At 69.9% G+C, this 20,527-nt stretch carries 17 protein-coding genes and 1 pseudogene; 9 read left to right on the top strand and 9 right to left on the bottom strand.

Going from position 1 to position 20,527, the window contains the following annotated elements; all coding sequences use genetic code 11:
• Positions 1-9 precede the first annotated feature (9 nt).
• The 3 genes from AC5L38_RS22170 to AC5L38_RS22180 are packed head-to-tail and all read left to right on the top strand — an operon-like array spanning position 10 to position 7,653.
• Complete coding sequence (locus tag AC5L38_RS22170; protein ID WP_495244731.1) at positions 10-1,503, top strand: MBL fold metallo-hydrolase; 1,494 nt, start codon at positions 10-12, stop codon at positions 1,501-1,503.
• The gene (locus AC5L38_RS22175) at positions 1,503-5,909 is read left to right on the top strand and encodes a DUF6603 domain-containing protein (protein WP_495244732.1); all 4,407 of its coding nucleotides are present in this window, start codon (positions 1,503-1,505) and stop codon (positions 5,907-5,909) included. Before AC5L38_RS22170 ends, AC5L38_RS22175 begins: the two co-directional genes overlap by 1 nt.
• Complete coding sequence (locus AC5L38_RS22180) at positions 5,902-7,653, top strand: hypothetical protein (protein ID WP_495244733.1); 1,752 nt, start codon at positions 5,902-5,904, stop codon at positions 7,651-7,653. Before AC5L38_RS22175 ends, AC5L38_RS22180 begins: the two co-directional genes overlap by 8 nt.
• Before the next feature lie 107 nt (positions 7,654-7,760).
• Here AC5L38_RS22180 and AC5L38_RS22185 read toward each other — a convergent pair whose 3' ends face one another.
• On the bottom strand, positions 7,761-8,144 hold the full coding sequence (locus tag AC5L38_RS22185; protein ID WP_495244734.1) for a type 1 glutamine amidotransferase domain-containing protein: 384 nt from the start codon (positions 8,142-8,144) through the stop codon (positions 7,761-7,763).
• A gap of 52 nt (positions 8,145-8,196) precedes the next feature.
• The gene (locus AC5L38_RS22190; protein ID WP_495244735.1) at positions 8,197-9,057 is read right to left on the bottom strand and encodes an SDR family NAD(P)-dependent oxidoreductase; all 861 of its coding nucleotides are present in this window, start codon (positions 9,055-9,057) and stop codon (positions 8,197-8,199) included.
• 179 nt (positions 9,058-9,236) lie between these two features.
• Between AC5L38_RS22190 and AC5L38_RS22195 the strand changes: the two genes are divergently transcribed.
• From AC5L38_RS22195 to AC5L38_RS22215, 5 genes are all read left to right on the top strand, one after another.
• Complete coding sequence (locus AC5L38_RS22195) at positions 9,237-10,118, top strand: helix-turn-helix transcriptional regulator (protein ID WP_495244736.1); 882 nt, start codon at positions 9,237-9,239, stop codon at positions 10,116-10,118.
• A gap of 567 nt (positions 10,119-10,685) precedes the next feature.
• Positions 10,686-10,874 (top strand): hypothetical protein, encoded by a 189-nt coding sequence (locus AC5L38_RS22200; protein WP_495244737.1) that lies wholly within the window; start codon positions 10,686-10,688, stop codon positions 10,872-10,874.
• Positions 10,871-12,004 (top strand): acyltransferase family protein, encoded by a 1,134-nt coding sequence (locus AC5L38_RS22205; protein WP_495244738.1) that lies wholly within the window; start codon positions 10,871-10,873, stop codon positions 12,002-12,004. The genes AC5L38_RS22200 and AC5L38_RS22205 overlap by 4 nt, the downstream gene beginning before the upstream one ends.
• 89 nt (positions 12,005-12,093) lie before the next feature.
• Entirely contained in the window at positions 12,094-13,554 is a 1,461-nt protein-coding gene (locus AC5L38_RS22210; RefSeq protein WP_495244739.1) for a sensor histidine kinase, read from the top strand.
• Positions 13,551-14,180, top strand: coding sequence for a response regulator (locus tag AC5L38_RS22215; RefSeq protein WP_495244740.1), 630 nt, complete (start codon positions 13,551-13,553; stop codon positions 14,178-14,180). The genes AC5L38_RS22210 and AC5L38_RS22215 overlap by 4 nt, the downstream gene beginning before the upstream one ends.
• A 269-nt stretch (positions 14,181-14,449) precedes the next feature.
• On the opposite strand, the pseudogene AC5L38_RS22220 reads toward AC5L38_RS22215, so the two are convergent.
• Positions 14,450-14,719, bottom strand: a pseudogene (locus AC5L38_RS22220) (helix-turn-helix transcriptional regulator); the annotation flags it as partial.
• Between the two features lie 113 nt (positions 14,720-14,832).
• Between AC5L38_RS22220 and AC5L38_RS22225 the strand changes: the two are divergent.
• Positions 14,833-15,882 (top strand): saccharopine dehydrogenase family protein, encoded by a 1,050-nt coding sequence (locus AC5L38_RS22225; protein ID WP_495244741.1) that lies wholly within the window; start codon positions 14,833-14,835, stop codon positions 15,880-15,882.
• A gap of 410 nt (positions 15,883-16,292) precedes the next feature.
• Here the strand turns inward: AC5L38_RS22225 and AC5L38_RS22230 are convergent, their stop codons facing one another.
• The 6 genes from AC5L38_RS22230 to AC5L38_RS22255 form a co-directional block, all read right to left on the bottom strand.
• Positions 16,293-17,468: a zinc-dependent alcohol dehydrogenase gene (locus AC5L38_RS22230; RefSeq protein WP_495244742.1), complete on the bottom strand. Its 1,176-nt coding sequence runs from the start codon at positions 17,466-17,468 to the stop codon at positions 16,293-16,295.
• The gene (locus AC5L38_RS22235; RefSeq protein ID WP_495244743.1) at positions 17,465-17,950 is read right to left on the bottom strand and encodes a hypothetical protein; all 486 of its coding nucleotides are present in this window, start codon (positions 17,948-17,950) and stop codon (positions 17,465-17,467) included. Before AC5L38_RS22235 ends, AC5L38_RS22230 begins: the two co-directional genes overlap by 4 nt.
• 282 nt (positions 17,951-18,232) lie before the next feature.
• Positions 18,233-18,673: a hypothetical protein gene (locus AC5L38_RS22240; RefSeq protein ID WP_495244744.1), complete on the bottom strand. Its 441-nt coding sequence runs from the start codon at positions 18,671-18,673 to the stop codon at positions 18,233-18,235.
• A 63-nt stretch (positions 18,674-18,736) separates the two neighbouring features.
• Positions 18,737-19,213: a hypothetical protein gene (locus AC5L38_RS22245; RefSeq protein WP_495244745.1), complete on the bottom strand. Its 477-nt coding sequence runs from the start codon at positions 19,211-19,213 to the stop codon at positions 18,737-18,739.
• Positions 19,214-19,306: 93 nt separating this feature from the next.
• On the bottom strand, positions 19,307-19,561 hold the full coding sequence (locus AC5L38_RS22250; RefSeq protein WP_495244746.1) for a nuclear transport factor 2 family protein: 255 nt from the start codon (positions 19,559-19,561) through the stop codon (positions 19,307-19,309).
• Positions 19,562-19,720: 159 nt separating this feature from the next.
• Positions 19,721-20,479, bottom strand: coding sequence for an SAM-dependent methyltransferase (locus AC5L38_RS22255; protein ID WP_495244747.1), 759 nt, complete (start codon positions 20,477-20,479; stop codon positions 19,721-19,723).
• Positions 20,480-20,527 lie beyond the last annotated feature (48 nt).

Consider the following 20,527-nt stretch of genomic DNA (forward strand, 5'->3'; position numbering starts at 1 on the left):
GGAGCGCAGATGAGCTCACCACCACCCCCGACGAGGAAGCGCAAGAAGGCGGACGACTACATGCTGGCCGAGGCCGAGGATTTCCAGAAGGTCAAGACGCCGGCGGAGCTCGCCGAGGAGCAGAACAAGCGCCGCAAGGACATCGCCGAGCTGGCCAAGGCGGCCATGGCCGCGAAAGAGGCCGCCAGCGGAGCGGTGGCCGGGTACGAGAAGGTGGCGGACGCCTTCTACATCACGTTCGTCCAGATGGGCCAGGGCGACTGCACGATCATGACCACGCCCGCCGGGAAGACCATCATGGTCGACTGCGGCTCGGACGCCACCGAGGCGACCAGGGAGGGCGGCACCGCGGCCTCCTACAACGCCAGGGTCGCCGGCGTCGTGCAGGGCCCGCTCCACCTGAAGGGCAAGAACCTCGACGTCCTGATCGTCACCCACCCCAACAGCGACCACTACAACAAGCTGGAGACGGCACTGCTCGTCAGCGTGGTCGGCAAGGGAACCGCCGCCGTCCGTAACTACGTCCCCATCGGGAAGGCGTATCACAGCCGCGCGATCAAGATGTACAGCGCGGCGAACTACAGGTCCGCCTTCAACGAGGTGCGCAAGCTCGACGGGTGGCTGACGGAGATCACCAACGACGGCAACGTCAGGTCCGTCACCCTCAATCACGAGGTCACCAAGGTCGAACCGCCCGAGGGGGAGACCAAGGAGACCGTGGCCGCCGCCACTTCCACGCCTCCCTTCGACTTCGCCAACCTGACCGCGTGGCAGACCGACAGCACCGCGAACACCGCGCTGGAGGCCCTGCTGACCAAGACGAAGTTCACCCTCGTCCCGACGGCCGCGGTCGGCACGGCCACGCTGACCGGCTACAAGGCCGACCCGGCGGTCGACGAGCTCGACGCGGACGGCGGGCTACTGATCCACAAGGAGGACAACTGCACGGTGACCCTGCTGGCCGCAGGTCTCGACTACGACTACCGCGGCGACGGCAGCGACGACACCAACCGGGGCAGCATCGTCACCCTCGTCGAGGTGTACGGCAAGAAGATCCTCATCTGCGGGGACGCGACCGAGAGCACCGAGTACTACCTGCGCTGGAAGCGCAGCGACCGCACCCAGGCCAACACGCGGATCCAGAACCTGACGATCCTGCAGGCCGGCCACCACGGCAGCGACACCTCCTCCCACCACGAGTTCGTCGCCTGGACCAACGCCGCGCACGTGGTGGTCAGCTCCGGCTACGCGGTGGCGAAGGACAGCCTGCCGAAGGCCACGATCATGTCGCGGCACCGGACCGTGCTGAACAACGCCGTCCCGGTCGGGGTGGCCAAGGACCACGCGGTCGCCATGTGGGTCACGGGCGGCGGCTTCAGCCACGTGTCGCGCAACGCGACCCAGCGCCTGCACGTCACCGGCTCCAACGGCAGCCTCTGCTACGAGATCAAGAAGGACGGCACGGTCACCTTCGTCAACGACGTGCCGCCCAAGGAGGACTGATGACCCCGGAGCAGTTACGCGATCTCATCCCTCCGGCCGGCAGCCCCCTCGACCTCGATCTCGCCACCCTGGACTCGCCGGACCTCAGCGCGTCCGTGGGCCGGTTCCTGCCCGGCGGGCGGCTGCGCCTGGACGCGGTGACCCAGTCGCAGTGGACCTTCGACGGCGTGACGGTCACCGGCCACGCGAGCACGGGCCCCTTCGCCGCGACCACGGTCACCGCCGAGTTCGCCGTCGTCGGCGACCAAGCCGCGCTGAAACTGCGAGCCACCGGCGAGGACGGATGGACCTTCACCGCCGGGTTCCCGATCCTGGCCGGCTCCATCTACGACGCCCTGGTCTTCAACCGGCCGGAGCTGGTGCTCGACTGGGGGCGCGACGTCGTCCAGGAGGGCAGCGCCGACCCGCTCACCACGTACCTGACCTTCACCGGCACGCTGGTGATCAACGCACGCACGATCCTGCTCGACGTGCTGGTGCCCGGCCGGGGGCACGAGCTGTCCGGGGTCATCGACATGATCAGTGGCGTGCCCGGCGTGGACGACCTCACCACGCGCACCGTCCCGATGGTGCTGCTGCGCGGCCCGGAAAGCGAAGGGCCGACCCTGGGGCCGCTGCGGATCCAGTCACTGTGGTACGAGCTGCGCACCAGCCCCTCCTTCAACGCCTACTCCACCGACCTGGACGTGGCGCCCCGGGTGCACTTCGCGGGCGAGGTCACCTCGGCCCAGGGGTACTTCGGCCCGGTCTTCATCTACGGCAGCTCGGCGGAGCCGTCCGGCGACCTGATGCTGACCGCCGCGTTCGAGGGCCCGGACGACGCCGGCCGCGCGCCCGACGACGGCGACGCGGGCCTGCCGATGTCGCTGTCGTCGGTGCTCGGCATGACGGGCCACGCGCCGAGCCTGCCCTCGGTGCTGCCCTCGTCCCTGCCGATCCGGCTGGTACGGATCACGACGCGCGTCAGCACCTCCCCCACGATCGACGTGTCCATGCTCACCTTCCTGGTGCAGGCCGACGTCGGCTGGGACATCGTCCCCGGCCTGTTCAAGCTGGAGGCGGTCGACCTCAGCCTGACCGTGGCGAACCTGCTGACCTCGCCCGTCGTGACCGGCACCCTGTCCGGCCTGGTCGGCATCGGCGATTCCGGCACGCTCGTGCTGGCCACCGATCTGGGCGCCGAGGTGTTCTCCGGGTCGCTGCGCGAGGGCGACCCGCCGCTCAAGATCAGGGAGGTCTACCAGCACCTCACCGGCTCCGACCCCGGCCACCTGCCCGACCTGGAGGTGGCGAAGTTCGAGATCGCCGTGATCCCGCCGCGCGGCGGGCGCCCGCTGGCCTTCAAGGGCGCCGTCGAGGTGGACGGCGCCTGGACGGCCGGCCCCGTCACCGTGTCCGCGATCTCGTTCGCGGTGGAGAACGACGGGGTGGCCACCTCGTTCCGGGCGGCGTCGGCGTTCGCGATCGGCGACACCGAGGTGAAGGTCACCGCCGCCTACGACCCCGACCCGGCCAAGAAGTGGCAGTTCAGCGGCGCGTCCGGGCTGGGCCGGCGGATCGCGATCGGCGACCTGATCGCGGCCCTGTCGGCTGATTTCGCTGGCCCGGCCACGTTCCCGAAACCGCTTCGGGATCTGGTCGTGCAGAACCTGGGCGCCTCCTTCAGCTCCGGCTCCGACCACCTGTTCGTCACCGCCCAGGCCAGTTTCCCGGTCGACTCGACCGAGGTGGACATCGCGGTGGCCCTCACGATCGCGCCCGGCGCCGACCGGTTCGACGGATCGATCACCGCCATCGCCGGCGGCACCGCCTACGGGTTCGACGCGCATTTCGCCCAGGACCACGGCGTGGACCTGCTGGCCGCCAGCTACACCCACCGCACCAGCGACCCGCTGCCCGACCTGCGCACCCTGATCGCCGCCCTGGCGCCGACCGCCGCCGCGTTCATCCCCCCGGGCGTGTCGGTCGACCTCGAGGACGTCGTGTTCGGCGCCGGCGCCGCGTACGTCCTGAGCGCCGGCCTCAAGGCCACCGTCGACCTGTCGGGGCTGCCGCTGGTCGGCGAGCACCTGGTCGGCGACCGGAAGGTGGGCTTCGACCCGCTGCGCGTCACGACCGCGACCGGAGCGCTGCCGGCCGCCGACGTCGCCACCCTGAACGGCCTGCTGCCCCAGGGCGTCTCCCCGTTCCCCGCGCGCGACATGGCGGCGGGATTCGTCCTGGACGGCACGCTGCTGCTGGGCCCGCTGGAGAACCCGGTGGCGCTCCCGGTCAGCGACGGCAAGCCCGCGCCGGCCTTGCCCGATCCGCCGCCGGCGCAGTCGCCCGGCGGCCAGAACGCCGTCTGGTTCGCCGTGCAGCGCGGCCTCGGGCCCGTGCACATCGAACGCGTCGGCCTGACCTACCAGCACACCGACGGCCACCCGCCGCAGCTGGGCGTTCTGGTCGACGGGACGGTCAGCGTGGCCGGCCTGAGCCTGTCGCTGGACGGCCTGCAAGCCTCGGTGCCGCTGACCCTGCCGGTCCAGGCGCCGGCGTTCGACCTGCACGGCCTGGGCGTCTCCTTCTCCGAAGGCCCGGTGAGCGTCTCCGGCTCGTTCGTCAAGGACACGATCGTCTACAACGGGACGACCTACCCGTCCTACAACGGGCGCGCCTCGATAAGCACCGAGGCGCTGACGCTCGGTGCCATCGGCTCCTACGCGCAGCTGCCCGCCGGACCCTCGATGTTCGTGTACGCCGTGCTCGACCACGAGTTCGGCGGCCCGCCGTTCTTCTTCGTGACCGGCCTGGCGGCCGGGTTCGGCTACAACCGGCGGCTGACCACCCCCGACGTCACCAAGATCGCCGACTTCCCGCTCGTGCAGGAGGCCCTGGGCACCCGGCCGCCCGGCTCGCTCGCGGCCGAGATGAAGGCGCTGGAGCCCTACATCACCCCCTCGGAGGGTGACGGGTTCGTGGTGGCCGGGATCCGGTTCTCCACGTTCAAGATGATCGACTCGTTCCTGCTGGCAGCCGTCTCCTTCGGCGGCCGGTTCGAGATCGACCTGCTGGGCCTGTCCACGCTGGTGCTGCCGGTGCCGGACGCCACCCGCGCGGCGGCCACGCCGATCGCCGAGGTGCAACTGGCGCTGAAAGCGGTGTTCGCACCCGACGACGGCTACTTCTCGCTGATCGCGCAGCTCACGCCCAACTCCTACCTGCTGTCCAAGGCGTGCCATCTGACCGGCGGGCTGGCGTTCACGACCTGGTTCGACGGGGCGCACAAGGGCGACTTCGTGCTCACCGTCGGCGGCTACCACCCGGCGTACGCCAAGCCGCCGCACTACCCGTCCGTACCGAGACTGGGCTTCTCCTGGCAGGTCAACGACAAGCTGTCGATGCGCGGCGGCGCCTACTACGCGCTGACGCCATCGGCGCTGATGGCGGGCGCCTCGATCGCGGTCAACTACCTGGACGGCAGCCTGCACGCCTGGTTCGACGCCTCGATGGACTTCCTGATCGCCTGGCAGCCCTACCACTACGACGCCCGGTTCCACGTCAGCGTGGGCGCGTCCTACACCTTCAGCTTCTTCGGCACGCACACCGTGAACGCGCACGTGGACACCGACGTCCACCTGTGGGGCCCCGACTTCGCCGGGACGGCACGAGTCGACATCAAGGTCATCTCGTTCACGATCCCGTTCGGCTCCAGCAGCCCGAACACCGCGCCCACGATCCCGTGGAGCCAGGTCAGGAGCACCCTGCTGCCGCCCACGACATTGTCGGTCGCGGTCAAGGCCGGCGCCACGGCGATGGGCACGGGCGACGACCTGGGCGTGGTCGATCCGGCCACCCTCGAACTGGTCACCGACTCGCTCATCCCGGCCACGGCCGCCAAGGCCGGCAACACGGCCCTGCCCAAGGCGGGCGGCACGTACGGGGCCGCGCCGTCGGCGATCACGACGGGCATCACCTCGACGCACCACATCCAGATCGTGCGCGCCAACGGCGTCGGCGCCGAGAGCGACTTCGACTTCACCCCGATCACCAAGGCGCTGCCCTCGGCCCTGTGGGGCACCGACCCGGTGGTCTCGCTGCACCGCCCGGAGATGACGGCGCCGCTGCTCACCGGGTACCACGTGGCACCCAAACCGCACAAGGACGGCGCCTCGCTGCCCCTGGCCCGGGCGGCGCTGGCCGCCGGTTCCGCCGCGTACACCGAGCACACGATCGACTGGCAGCCCGCCGACACCTACATCGAGATGACCAGGGGCGACAAATGGGGCCTGGCGATCCTGGACCCGCACATCGCGACCGCGCGCGCCGCCATCGCCGCCGCCGTGATCAAGGACCCCGAGTTCTCCTTCACCGGCTTCGACGCCACGGCCTACGCCGAGATCCCCTACCTGGACTACCATGCCTGACTCCCAAGACATCGTCCTCATCGACAACCGCGTCCCCGCGCTCGCCTCGGGCGACTACACGATCACCGTCGACCAGCCGATCTCCCTGGACAACAAGTCCGCCGGCGTCACCCGGCACTTCACCGTCGCCGGCGACCGCCTGAGCCTGGCTCCCTCGGCCGTCCGCACGCTCTACCCGCCCGACGGCGCGACCGGCGACTACTCCCAGACGCTCCCCCACGTGGTGCTCGACAACTCCACCCTGCCGTGGCAGCGCACCCTGGGCACCGGCACCACGGGCCCGTGGCTGATGGTCCTGCTGTTCGCCGACACCGAACGCCCGGTGACCCAGACCGTCGCCGCCGGCACGCTCGGCCTGACCCTGCAGGGCGCGGAGGCCGCCACTGACCAGGTGACGGTCATCGACGTCCCGCGCGACCTGCTCACCTCCCTCCTCCCGGCAACCGCCGACCTGCCCTTTCTCGCGCACGTACGGTCCGGTGAGGGTGCCGACGCGGCCGTGGTGATCGGCAACCGCCTCCCCCCGCCGGGAAAGGCGTGCACCGCCCACCTGGTCTCGATGGAGAACAGGTTCGCGAGCGGCAAGCCCAGCCTCCCCTCGGGCACCCGGCCGGTCCGCCTGGTGTCCTTGACGAGCTGGCGCTTCACCGTCCTGGACGCCGACCACTCGTTCGCCGCGCGGGTGCGCGACCTGGCCGTCGACAGCGGCCCGTTCCGCCTGCCCCCTTCGGGCAACGCCGCCGCCGACACGTTCCTGTCCCGAGGCCTGATCCCCGTACGGCACCGCCTGCGCGGCGGCGGCAGGACGGTCTCCTGGTACCGGGGCCCTTTCACGGACGGCCCGGTGACCGGCGGCCCGATGGCGTCCGTACCGGCCCCGCAGGTCCGCTCGTCCGACGCCCTGCTGCGCTACCTCAAGGCCGAGGGCATGTTCGACGTGAGCTACGCCTGCGCCTGGCAGCTCGGCCGCCTGCTGGCCCTGCGCGACAACGGCCTGGCGACGACCCTGCTGACGTGGAAACGCCGCCGTTCCCGCCCGACCGGCGCGGGCGACGGCTACCCCCTGAAAGTCACGGAGCCCGACCCGGCGCCGCCGCAGCCGGTGACCGACTGGCTGACCGACCTGGCCACCCTGGCCAAGGTCCCGTTCAGCTACCTGATCCCCGACGAGGCCCTGCTGCCCCCCGAGTCGATCCGCTTCGTCGACGTGGACGCCGAGTGGGTCAGGTGCCTGGTCGACGGCGCGTACAGCATCGGCAGGGTGACCCCCGCCGACGCGGCCCGCGACGCGGCCGGCGGCCCCCTGGTCACCCCGCCCCGCCTGACCGGCGCGCTGATCCGCTCCTCGATCGTCACCGGTTTCCCCGGCCTGCTGATCGACGGTTTCGGCGCCGGCGACGCCCCCCTGACGCTCTCCCGCGGCGTCACGCTGTCGCCGAACATCCTGCTGGTCCTGTTCGAGGGCGTGCTGACGCGCCTCGACCTGCACCCCAAGCCCGAACAGCAGCACTTCGCCACCGAACCGGCCGGCACGGGCAAGGTGGCCCGCTCCCTGCGCGGCGCCGACGGCTCCCCCAAGGGTGTCTGCGACGCGGTCGCCCTGAGCGCGACCCGCGTAGTCCCGCTGGCGACCCTGGCCGCCAAGATGGCGACCAAGCTGGCCGTCCCGTCAGGTTTCGGCGCCGCCGCGTTCGCCCGCCAGATGCTGGAGACGGCAGAACGGGTGACCTTCACCCGGCCCTAGAACCAGATGAGATCCAGGCCCCTGGCGGCTTCGTCGAACTCCTTGTCCTGCCGTTGCCCGCATACATGCCCGTATGGAGGTTGAGAACTACGCCCTCGTCAAGGACATCAAATGATCTTCCCGGTCGCGTCCGCCTCGGTGAGCAGGCGGCCCAGGTCACGGTCTTGGTAGAGGTCGACCACAGGACCGTGCCCGCCGGGGATGACCACGGCGACGTAGTCGTTGATGTCGATTTCGTCCAGCTTGAGCAGCGGACCGAACTCACTCAGGGCCCACGCGGCGTGCTCCACGTGGTGCGCACAGTCCGGGCCGGCGATCTCCGGGTCGGCACTGTGGGCGTCGAGCGGCTGCAGAACGCCGCCCGGGGAAGCGAAGTCGACCGTGAAGCCGGCCTGCACGAACTTCTCGCGGGGAGCGGCGAGCTCTTCGGCCCAGTACCCGGTGGGGTGTTCCGAGCCGTCGTCGCGTTCCCAGATGCCGGCGGCGGACATGACGATCAGAATTTGCGCACGATTTTTCCTTTCTGCGACAAACGGCGAATTCTCAGGCGTCGGCGAAGTCAGTGGCGGCGGCGCTCTGCGCGGTGGCCTCGAGGTTCGCGCGCAGGGCGTCGACCTTCGCGGTGGCGTAGGCGTGGGCGTCCGAGCCGAGCAGCTGGCGCAGCGGGCCCTCGCCGCTGACAACCCGGCGGATGATCGCCTCCGCGCCCTTGACCGGGTCGCCCAGCTGGCTGCCCTGGAGCTTCAGGTGGTTCCCGGTCATCTCACGCACACCCGGGTACGCATCCGTCGTCGAGGCCGGCAGCGCGAGCGAGTCGGTGGTGAGGAAATCGGTGCGGAAGTAGCCGGGCTCGACGATGGTGACCTTGACGTCGAAGTCGGCCATCTCCTGGGCCAGCGCTTCGGTGAGACCCTCGAGCGCGAACTTGCCCGCGCAGTAGAGGCCCCAGCCCGGAACCGCGGTCAGCCCGAGAATCGACGACACGTTGACCACGTGACCGCTCTTCTGCCCGCGAAGGACCGGCAGCGTGGCACGCAACACGTTCCACACCCCGACGACCTGGACGTCGAGCATGTCGCGAACCTCGCGGGCACTCGTCTCCTCCACGGCGGCCAGGTAGCCGTAGCCGGCGTTGTTGACGACCACGTCGAGCCCGCCGAACCGCTCCGTGGCTTGGCCGACAGCCTGCCGGACCTGCTCGTCGTCACGCAGGTCGACGGTGAGCGGCAGCAGCCGCGACGTGTCGACGCGGTCACCGAGGGCCGCCAGCAGCCGCTCGGTGGAACGGGTCGTCGCGGCGACCTGGTCGCCACGCTGGAGCAGCTGCGTGACCAGCTCCAGGCCCAGACCGCGGGAGGTACCGGTCACGAACCAGGTCGCGGGTCGATCCGTCGGGAAACTCATGGTCATCCTCACGATTTCGGTGATGCGCCTCCGGGCTGTTCCCGTGGCGGCGTACTTCAAGAGTGACCCGCCGCGAACCCCGCTGAGGGCCTGTATCGCGCCCTGTGGAGGCGCGGTCTTCGGAACCTAGGACTCACCGGTCCACCCAGGACCGCGCCGGCTCGGGGATACTCGAACCCGTGAACAGGACCAACCGGGAACTCGCCGATTTCCTACGGCGCGCCCGCAGCCAGATCGACCCCGCGCGCGCCGGCCTGCCCCCCGACGGACGCGTCCGCCGCGTACCCGGCCTCCGCCGCGAAGAAGTCGCCCGCCTCGCCGGCGTGTCCACCGACTACTACGCCCGCCTCGAACAAGGCCGCCACATCACCCCCTCCGCCGCCGTCGTCGAAGCCATCGGCCGCGCCCTCGGCCTCGACGCCGCCGGACGCGCCCACCTCAAAGACCTCATCGGCCTGACCTCGACGCCCACCCCCCGCCGAACCCACGACGTCCAGCGCGTCCGCCCCGGCCTCTACCAGCTCCTCGACGCCCTCGACGGCGAACCCGCCCTCATCCTCGGCCGCCGCACCGACGTCCTCGCCGCCAACCGCATGGCCAAAGCCCTCTTCACCGACTTCGATCAGCTCCCCGCCGCCCACCGCAACTACGCCCGCTGGATGTTCCTCGACGGCGACGCCCGAGCCCTCTTCCTCGACTGGCCCGACCAAGCCCGCGCCGCCGTCGAAAGCCTCCGGTTCGAAGTCGGCCGCCACCCCGACGACCGCGCCACCACCGACCTCGTCACCGAACTACGCGAACACAGCCGCGAGTTCGACCAATGGTGGGAACAACACCGCGTCCACCAGCGCACCCACGGCTCCAAACGCCTCCGCCACAACCTCGTCGGAGACCTCACCGTCGAATACGAAACCCTCGCCCTTCCCGGCGACCCCGAGACCACCCTGTTCATCTACACCACCGAACCGGAATCACCCTCACGACGAGCCATCGACATCCTCGCCAGCTGGACCGCGACCACCCCCACCCTCGAACCGAACCCCGACATCACCGAGCGGTGACGCCCATCCGAGCTCGTCGGCAACAGCAGGTGCCGACCGGCTGCCGGTGTGTCTGCGCGCACGCTCAGCCGCAGGCCCGTACCGCCAAGAACTTCGCCGACGACCGGTTTCCCGGATTCCCTTGTCGCTGTCGCGGGGGTCCTTCGTCGTGAGGCAAGGCCGACGCCGGCTGATGCCGCCGGTCGGCGACGCGGTTGCTCCGGCCGCCGGCGAAGCCGGGTTCCTGCCCAGGGCTTCTGCGCACGGCCTCGCCGATGCTCCCGCGACCTCGAACACGAGCGATGAGCGTCTCGAACATCGCCATGTCCGGCGGAGTCCTCAAACGAGTTCCACTCCGGCCGCCCGGCCGAGCCTTGGAGACGTCGCCGGCAGATGATCGAGCAGGCGAGGCCGAGGAGGGCTTCGTGGATGTCGTCGCGGATCTCCCGGCGGATCCGCGGGCCGCGAGCACGTCGCCGCCCCGCCGTCCATCCTCCGATCGGAGGATGGAGGCATCCACCGCGTCCGCGGTGATCCCCGCCCGCGTGGTCGATCCGCTGCGCCCCCGCGGGCGGCAGGCTCTAGCACATGGCGATCATCGAGACACACGGCCTCATCAAGCGCTACGGCGACCACACCGCGGTGCACGGGGTCGGCTTCGCCGCCGAGCGGGGCGAGATCTTCGGATTCGACACCGGAGCCGCTCTCACCATCCCGGGGTGCCCGTCGCGGCTGCAGTTCTCCCAGGTCGAGCCGACGGGATGTACCGCCCTGTGAGAACGCGACCTGACGTCGCCCGCACTTCGCGCCCGGCACGCATCCTCCACATCGACAACCTCCGCATCCTCCTGACCTTCCTGGTGGTCGCCCACCACTCCGCGGCCCCCTACAGCAACCTCGACCTGTGGCCCAACTGGCAACGGCCCGCTTCGTCGACCGCCGCGCTGCCGTTGGACCTGCTGCTCCTGGTCAACCAGACGTTCTTCATGGGGTTCTTCTTCCTGTTGTCCGGATATTTCGTACCCGGCGCGGCCGACCGGAAAGGGCCGGGCAAGTTCGCGGTCGAGCGCCTGAAGCGGCTCGGGATTCCTTTCCTGGGGTTCGTCGTGCTGCTGCGGCCGTTCTTCGTCCTGCCGACCTACCTCGACCTGCCGGCCGCGACCCGGCCGTCCTTCGCGGTCCACTACTTCACCTCCTGGGAGGTCGGGCCCGCCTGGTTCCTCGAAATACTGCTGATCTTCTCGCTCGCGTACGCGTTGTCACGGCACCTGCGCACGACTGCGGAGCCGGTGCGGTCACGACCGTTGCGGCGGCAGGATCTGCTCGCCTTCGTGCTCGTCCTCGCCGTGATCACCTACGCGTGGCGAATTCTTGTCCCTCTCAGCACCTACGAACCGGTGCTCGGACTGCCCGACGCCGCCTACATGCCCCAGTACGTGCTGCTCTTCGCCGCCGGTGTCGCGGCCTACCGCCACCGCTGGTTCACGACGCTTCCGCGGGGATCGGGCTGGTTCGGCGTGCTCTTCGTGGTGGTGTCGTTCGTGCCGATGGCGCTGGGCGGCTACCGGGGCTTCAAGCCGTCCGGCGCCCTGGCCGGCCACGACCTCGCCCACCTGGCTCTCGCCCTGTGGGAGTCGCTGTTCGCGGTCGGCGTCATCCTGGTCCTGCTGCGCGTGTTCGAACGCCTCGTCGCCGGTACCTCGCGGTTCAGCCGCTACCTCGCCGACAACGCCTTCGCCGTGTACCTCGTGCACGCGCCGGTCATCGTCGCAGTCGTGGCGGTGCTTCAATCACTCGACGCGGCACCCGTGCCGAAGTTCCTGCTGACCCTGGTGCTCGCCGCGGCCGGGAGCTGGGCGATCTCGGGCGCCCTGCGCCGTGTACCCGCCGTACGGGCGGTGGTGTAGCACGACTTCAGGTTGCGGCTGCCCCGCGTGACGGTGTACCCGATCTCGCTGCGGTGAGCCGGCTGCGAAGGCCGACAGTCGAGCCGCTGGTGTTCGCAGGCACCCGACGGGTGCGCGTACAGCCGTTCATCCCGCCGGGCGCGGGCGTGCGATCATTGCGGGACGCCACGGCCGGTCACCGGCCGCGGCCGCTGCGCTTGGCCGTGGCGCTGGGGTGGGTGATCCTCGCCGGTGTCCCGGCCAGGAGGTACTTCCGCTGGGAGCAGATCGTGGGTGTCGAGGCCGAGTTGCGCGAGGAGTTCGACCGCTGGGAGCGCAAGCAGACCGCGGTCCTGAAAGTGCTCCCGTACCCGCTGCTCGCGGTCAGCGTCGTGTTCACCCTGCTGCAGCCGCTCTGGAACGCGGAGGTACACCTTCCCGGGGTGCTCGGGCTCTCCACCCTGCTCACCGCGTGGGTGTTGTGGTTCCACACGTTCCATCCGGAGTCGCACGGCAACGGCCCGCTGACGGGCCTGTACTACACAGGGCTCGTGGCGGTGACCGCCTGCCTGGTGTTGCTCACGCCCTGGTTCGGCTTCTTCGCCTTCATCGGCTACGTGCACGCCTTCCAGTACCTCAGGGGCCGGTGGCGGTACGTCGGCGTGGCCGTCACCTCCGCGGTCTCGGCGATCTCCTACGTGGGAGGGGCGGCCAACATCACGGCCGACCAGTGGTGGAAGTGGCCCGCCGTCAGCGTGCTCACCACGGTGATGGCCACGGCGGCCTTCTACGCCGACGTGATGTCCGACCGGCGCAACCACCGGCAGAAGCGGGCGCTGGTCGAGTTGCACAAGGCCAACGCCGAGCTGGAGACCGCACTGGCGGAGAACGCGGGCCTGCACGCTCAACTGCTGGTGCAGGCCCGCGAGGCCGGCGTGCTCGACGAGCGGCAGCGGATGGCGCGGGAGATCCACGACACACTCGCTCAGGGGCTGGCCGGCATCCTCACCCAGCTCCAGGCCGCCGAGCAGGCGTCGAACGAACCGGCGGTGTCGCGCCGGCACGTGGCGAACGCGGTGGACCTGGCCCGCGAGAGCCTCACCGAGGCCCGCCGGACGGTGCACGCGGTGGGACCGTCCGCACTGGCGAAGGCCCGCCTCCCGGACGCGATCGGCGACGTGGCCAGGCGCTGGTCGCAGGTGAACCCCGTCGAGGCGGTGCTCACCACGACCGGCGACGCCCGGCCGATGCACACCGACGTCGAGGTGGCACTGCTGCGGACCGCGCAGGAGGCTCTCGCCAACGTCGCCAAGCACGCACGAGCCAATCGGGTCTCCCTGACCCTGTCGTACATGGAGGACCTGGTGACGCTCGACGTGCTGGACGACGGAGTGGGTTTCCTGCCCGGCGCCAAGCGCGCCGGCGGCTCCGCGGACGGGGGCTTCGGGCTCGCCGGCATGCGGCAGCGGGTGCAGCTCCTCGCGGGGCGGCTGGACGTCGAGTCCGAGCCGGGCGGGGGCACCGCGATCACGGTGACGGTGCCGGCGATCCCTGTCGGGAGCGGGAGGTGATCTCGCTGCTGATCGTCGACGACCACCCGGTGGTGCGGGACGGGCTGCGGGGCATGTTCGGCGCCGATCCGCGCTTCGAGGTGGTCGGCGAAGCCGCTGACGGCGCGGAGGCGGTCGTGGCCGGGGAGCGCCTGCGCCCCGACGTGATCCTCATGGACCTGCGGATGCCCGGGACCGACGGGGTCGCCGCCATCAGGGAGCTGGCGAAGCGCGGGGTACCGTCACGGGTGCTGGTGCTCACCACGTACGACACGGACAGCCACGTGCTGCCGGCCATCGAAGCCGGCGCCACCGGCTACCTGCTCAAGGAGGCGCCGAGGGCGGAACTCGTCCGCGCGGTGGAGGCTGCGGCACGCGGGCAGGCGGTGCTCTCCCCCACCGTCGCGACCCGGCTCTTGGGACAGGTGCGCAAACCGGCCCCGGCACCGCTCTCACAGCGCGAACTGGAGGTGTTGGAACTGATCGCCCAGGGCTCGACGAACCGCGAGGCGGCGAAGCGACTGTTCATCAGCGAGACGACGGTCAAAACGCACCTGCTGCACGTGTACGCGAAGCTGGGCGTCAACGACCGAGCAGCCGCCGTGGCCGCCGCGTTCTCCCGCGGCTACCTGGCGCCGCGGGACTGACGGCCGATCACAGGCAATGGCGAGCGGGAACCCGGCCGCTCACCCCCGCTGGACGAGTGGGTGACATCGGCGCTGATGTCGGCGCTGATCAGATGACTGAACGACGCGGGACCGCTGTCGGCAAGCTGTCGCTGCGGCTGCTCAGCGTGGATGAGGTGTACGCAAACGGGAAAGGGCGACGACACCGTCGGGAAGATCGTCAAGAACCCGGAGCACAAGACCGACCGGCCGCCGCCGGACCCCGAGGATCCCTACGCGGGTGTCGTGCTTCAGCCGGCGTGGTGCCGGTAACCGCCGGGCGGTGACCCGTACTGGCGTTTGAAAGCATGGGCGAAGGTGTACTGCGAGCTGTAGCCGACCTGTTGGGCGATCGTGTTGACGGAGGCGTCGGAGGTGCGCAGGAGCCGGGCGGCGGTGGTCATCCGCCACCATGTCAGGTAGGTGAGCGGTGGCCGGCCGACCAGATGTGTGAACCGCCGGGCGAAGGCGGCGCGAGACAGGCCTGCCCGCGCGCCCAACTGTAACCAACGACGACCTGGACGAAGACGACGACGCAAACTCCAGAGCGTTTCACGCATTCAATCGTCTTGTTCTGGCGCCTTACTGTGCTGAGGGCCGGGCAACCGCGCGGCTCCCGTCGTGAGGGGATGACATGAAGATCGCCGTTTACGGCGCGAGTGGGTACCAGGGAAAGCTCGTGCTCACCGAGCTGGCACGACGCGACATCGAGACGGTCCTGGCCGGACGCGATCTCGCGCGCCTGGAGGAGGCCGCCTCGGCGGCCGGCCTCCCCAACGCGGCACAACGCGTGGCCGACACCGGCGACCATGAGGCGCTTGTGAGTGCGTTCCGCGGCTGCGACGGTGTCATCAACTGCGCCGGACCGTTCACCTCCTCAGGTGAGGCCGTGGTCCGCGCCGCGATCGCCGCCGGCTGTCACTACGTCGACACCTCAGGCGAACAGCCCCACGTCAAGAAGATCTTCGACACCTGCACCGCGGAGGCGGAGAACACCGGGATCACCGTCGTACCCGCCGCCAACGACGGCTGCGTCCCGGTAGACCTCATGGCCCACATCCTGGCCGGCCGCCTTGAATCGGTCGAAGAGATCATCTCCACCCACGTGATCGTCGGGGGCGGCATGTCGCGCGGCTCGCTGCGCTCGTTGGCCGCGACGATCGACGCCATCAAGGCGGGAGGCATGGCCTACGACGACGGCGACTGGCGCCCCGGCATGCCCGCCCGCCACACCGCGATCAGACTGCCCGGACAGTCGGAGGCGACCCCGGTGATGGCCTTCCCCGTGTCGGAAGTGGTGACCATCCCCCGTCACGTCCGCGTCCGGCATGTCGAGGGCCTGGCCGAGGCGGCGCTGGGCGACCGGCTGAACACCCCGCTCACACCGGAGATCATCGAAAGCCTGCCCGAAGGACCCGACGAGGACAGTCGCCGCACCCAGCGTTTCACCTACGTGCTCGACGCCACCGGTACCGACGGCCGCCGCGCCCGCGGCATCGTCCAGGGCCCCGACACCTACGGCACGACCGCGGTGATCGCCGTGGAAAGCGCCCACCGTCTCATCGCCGACCCCGCCAAGCCGGGAGTACTCGCACCCGCCCAGGCCTATCACCCGGCCGCCTTCCTCGACTTTCTTGTCCCGCACGGGATCCGGTGGATCATCGAGGACGCGCCGGCAACCTAAGGACGGCCCCGAACTCCTAAAGCTACGCCCAGCCGCAAAGTAGTACTGTCGTCCCAGGTCAACAGGGTCGTCCAACGACGGCCGACAGCTTCGATCCGCCGAGAAGCGCGGTCCGCGCTTGATCAGCGCCGGTACGGGAGAGCGATTGAGCTTGCTCTGCTTCTCCGCGGATCTTCCCTGGCGAGCTGGAAGCCGAGCATGTCGTCCCCGGTGATCCACCGCCGGACGAAGTCACGGAATTCCGGCGCTGCGGTCCATTCGGCGGGCGCCCGCCGGATGTAGCGGGCACGACACAAAGCGGGCACGACACAAAGCGAGCACGACACGAGAATGCGCACGACTGTCCGCCGGTCGTGCGCACCCCGCTTCCAGGCAACCGCGCCCGAGCGCGCCGTGGTGCCGTACGGCTGTTACGCCCAGGGATGGAACACGGCCCGGACGCAACCGTCCTTCTTGTTCTTGAAGTAGTCGTATCCCTTCGGCGCGTCGTCGAGCGTCATCTTGTGCGTCGCGAGGTGCGACGTCGTCAGCTCGCCCTTGGCCATCCGGTCCAGCAGCATCGGGATGTAGCGGTGCCCGTGCTGCTGCGCCCCCCGGAGCGTCAGTCCCTTGTTCATCAGCGCGCCGAGCGGGAACTTGTCCACCAGCCCGGCGAAGACGCCGAGGACGAAGACCGATCCGCCCTTACGGCAGGCGTGGACGGCCTCCCGTACCGCGATGGGCCGGTCCTGCTCCAGGCGAAGCCGCTGCTTGGCCTTGTCGTACACGTGCTGCGGGCCGGTGCTGTCGGCCTCCAGCCCGACGGCCTCGATGCAGACGTCCGGCCCTCTGCCGCCGGTCCGTTCCCGCAGCTCGGCGGTGACGTCGGTGCTGGAGTAGTCGATCGTCTCGGACCCGATGTAGCGCTGGGTCATCGCCAGGCGCTCGGGGTAGCGGTCGATCGAGATGACCTGCTCGGCACCGAGGAGCATCGCCGCGCGGGCCGCCATCTGGCCGACCCCGCCACAGCCCCACACGGCCACCACGTCGCCGGGCTTCACCCCGCCGAGGTCGGCGCCCATCCAGCCGGTGGGAGCCGAGTCGGAGGCGAACAGGGCGCTCAGGTCGTCGACCCCCTCGGGTACGGCGAACGCGTTGCGGTCCGCGATCGGGACACGGATGTACTCGGCGTGGCTGCCCCTGAACCCGCCCATGGCGTGGGAGTAGCCGAAGATGCCCGCGGGGGTGCCTCCCCAGGCCATGTCGGTGATCGCCGGCTTGGGGTTGGTGTCGTCACAGAGTGACCACAGGTCGTGCTCGCAGAACCAGCACCGGCCGCAGCCGATGATCGAACACACCACCACCCGGTCGCCCACGCTGTGCCGGTGAACCTCCGGGCCGACCTCGACGACCTCGCCGAGGAACTCGTGGCCGATCACGTCCCCCGCGCGCATGGCCGGGATGTAGCCGCCGAGCAGATGCAGGTCGGAGCCGCATGTCGTGGTCAGGTTCACCTTGATGATCGCGTCTTGGGCGTTGAGGATCTGGGGATCGGGGACCCGCTCCACCGACAGCTCGTTCACACCCTGCCAACACACTGCCTTCACAGTCGTCCCTCTCCACCCGCACGCTGAGTCGCCATGTCAAGCAACTTGCCGGCAGGGGTCGGCGCCCGCATCTCCATCGAGTCCTCGACGCGCACCACCTCCCCGATCTCGATCAGGCTCTTGGCCTCGCGCAGAGCCCTGCGCACCTCCTGGCGGGGGTCGTCACCGCTGATGCGGCGTACCACCCCACCGGCTTTCGCCGCCGACGTACGCCGGCGCGGCCGCGCGCCGAGTTCGGTGCCCTTGTCGCCCGGCGCCTTGCGCTTCTGGATCTCGATGGCGTCCCCGAGCCGAGCCAGCGGCTCGGGGAGACGCCCGTCCGGCGCCACCTCTCCCGGCGGGCGGTTGATCGTGACCCACTGCCACCGGTACGGCGCTTTCGGGTCATGGCGGGTCATGCCCGGGGCACGGCGCGACTTGAGCCATCGCGCGATCCCCAGACCGACACTCGTTATCACCGCGCCGGTAACGACACGCTTCATGCTTTCGCCCCCTTGACGGACATCTCCCTGGAGGGGCTACCCGCTCCCACCAGCGGCTAGCTGAGGCCGGAAGCACTTGAACCGTCGTTGGAAGACATCTGGACCGGGCCATGGTCACCACGGAGAAGGCAGGACCTTGTCTGGTACGGAAAGGGGTTCGTGATGACCGCGGTCCCGGTCCGGCGGGCCGCCCACCTTCGCGCCGCCCCCTCCCTCCCACCGCGACCCCTACGACACGGGCCGCGTGACCGAGGTCCCGACGTCGTCGGCGGGTCTGTCCAGTTAACGGTGGACCTGGTCGATCGGAGCCTTGGGCAGCACGATCCGTCCCGCCTTGGCCAAGATCTGCGGACGACGTTCTCCAACGTAGTTACAGACCGTCGAGTACGAGACCGCTTCCATCTCATGCTCGGCGACCAGCCAATTGAAGAGTGGCGGGAGCCGACGCCCAGTTCGGCCATGGCCACCGACAGGTAGTTGCGCACCGTGCCGGGCGCGAGGTGCACCTGGGCGGCAGGCACGCAGCACGTCGAGTTCCCGGTCGGTGAGCGGGCAGGGGCCTTCAGTCAGGGCGGATGCGGCGATGTCGGTGTCGGTGTCGGTGTCGGTGTCGGTGTCGATGTCGATGTACCGCCGGCGGCGGCGCGCTACCGCAGCGAGGCGACCGCGAACGCGATCATCATGGGGGCAGCCGGGGAGTTCCTGTCGTGGTGCTGCCTGCACGGCCACAGGTTTTGGCTCTGGTGCAAAGCCCGTCGGAAGCGGTGCGGTGGCCACGGCAGCGGGTCAGCTCACCCCGCCCACGATGGCCTTGCCCTCTCGTGCCGCCGCCGCGTAGAACGGCCCGAGGTCCTCAAACCCCTCATAAGCGCCGTCCGCCGCGTCCCGTCGAGCGGCGCCGAACCCCCATCCCTCGCCCATCAGGCCCTGCGCGATCGCCGTCACCTGGCCGGGATCGAGGACGAACGCCGGGCCGTAGTCGAACTCGTAGCCCTCCACGTCGTTCTCACCGGTCTCGCCGGTCGCCGCCGCGAGCCAGGGATAACACTCCCGCCACTGCGCACTCTCATGCTCGGCCTCGGCTCTGCCCTGTGCGATGGCATCGAGGGTTCGGTAGTCATCTCCGAACACATCGGCTTCATGATGGACGCCGACGGGCGCCTGCCCGTCGTCGAAGAAGATCGCGCCGATCAGGTCGGGGGTCGCCCGAACGGATTCCAGCAGCTCAGCATCGATCTTCGCCAGGTTCAACCACATCGACACGATCATGAATGATAGCCGTGCCGGTCGAGGTCGAGATACGCCTGGCGGAGACCTGCTCCCAGTACGGCCCCGAGCACTTGGTCAACCGGTCGATCACCAAGGCGACCCGTGCATCACCTCGGCCGTACAGGCTGCCTTGAGCAGGCGGGAGTGACGTTGTGCCGGGCTGGCGTGGGCGGCCGGGATGCGCCAGCCGTGCTCGTCGGTATGCACCCAGATGCGGGTAGAGCGCAGCCGCATGGCGAACGGCGTGCCCGCGAACGTACCTTTCACCGTGCCCAGGAAGCAGGTGACGCCGGTGGTGCCCGCAACGAGCACGGTGAGATCGTCCTGGACGAGCTTGGTCATCACCTGCCTGCGCGAGCGACGGTTGTCGAAGTCGAGTCCGGCAGGCCGGGGCCGCGCGGATGGTGTACATCGGGTCGTTGAGGCCGTCACGTGTCCATGAGTCGTTCGGGTCGCGAAAGCGCAGATGGGTGGCTTCCGTACCCCGTGCGACGAACGGCATCACACCGGCCCCTTCGGCCGCCTGAGCACGAAGACGCCCCAGCCGAGGTAGCGCCTGCCGTACATGAGGTGCGAGCTCCGGGCCCGGTCGAGGAACTCCCGGATCTCATCGGCTTCGGGGTCGGCGGGCTCGGCGGCGAGGTGGTCGATGAGGCTCCACCACTGGCTCGCCATGTAGCGGTCCCAGCTGTCGCCGTCGGCCAGCACCATCTCGGCCAGCTCGACCCCGCACGACTCGAACCGTTCGAGGGTGCCGCCCAGCGAGGTGAACTCCCCCGGCTCCATGCCCAGGGCCTCGTAGGCCTCCGGCGGCGGCTCGTCGATCCAGTACGGCTCGCCCACCAGCAGGGTGCCGCCCTCGGCGAGCGCGGGAAGCATGAGGTCGAGGGTGCCGCTGAGGCCTCCGCCGATCCAGGTGGCGCCGATGCACGAGACCAGATCGTAGTCCGCTCCCTTGACGCCCGCGGCGTAGTGCGCCGCCTCCGCCCGTTCGAAGCGCACCTTGTCCTCGACGCCGAGTTCGGCCGCCCGTGCCACGGCGGCAGCATGGAAGACGTGGCTGATGTCCACCCCGACACCCTCCACCCCGTGCGCGACGGCCCACCGGCAGAGCATCTCGCCCTTGCCGCTCGCGAGGTCGAGCTGGCGCATGCCCGGCCGCAGCCGGGCCACCTCGCCCAGCAGGTCGAGCTTGGCGTCGGTGATCGGGTTGAGTATCCGGTGGCGTCCTTCGGCGATCTCGTGGAAGCGCAGGCTCATGCACCGGATCCTGCCTCCTCCCCGCCTCAGGACGCCATCGAATATCGA

It is taken from the genome of Streptosporangium nanhuense (assembly GCF_059358815.1).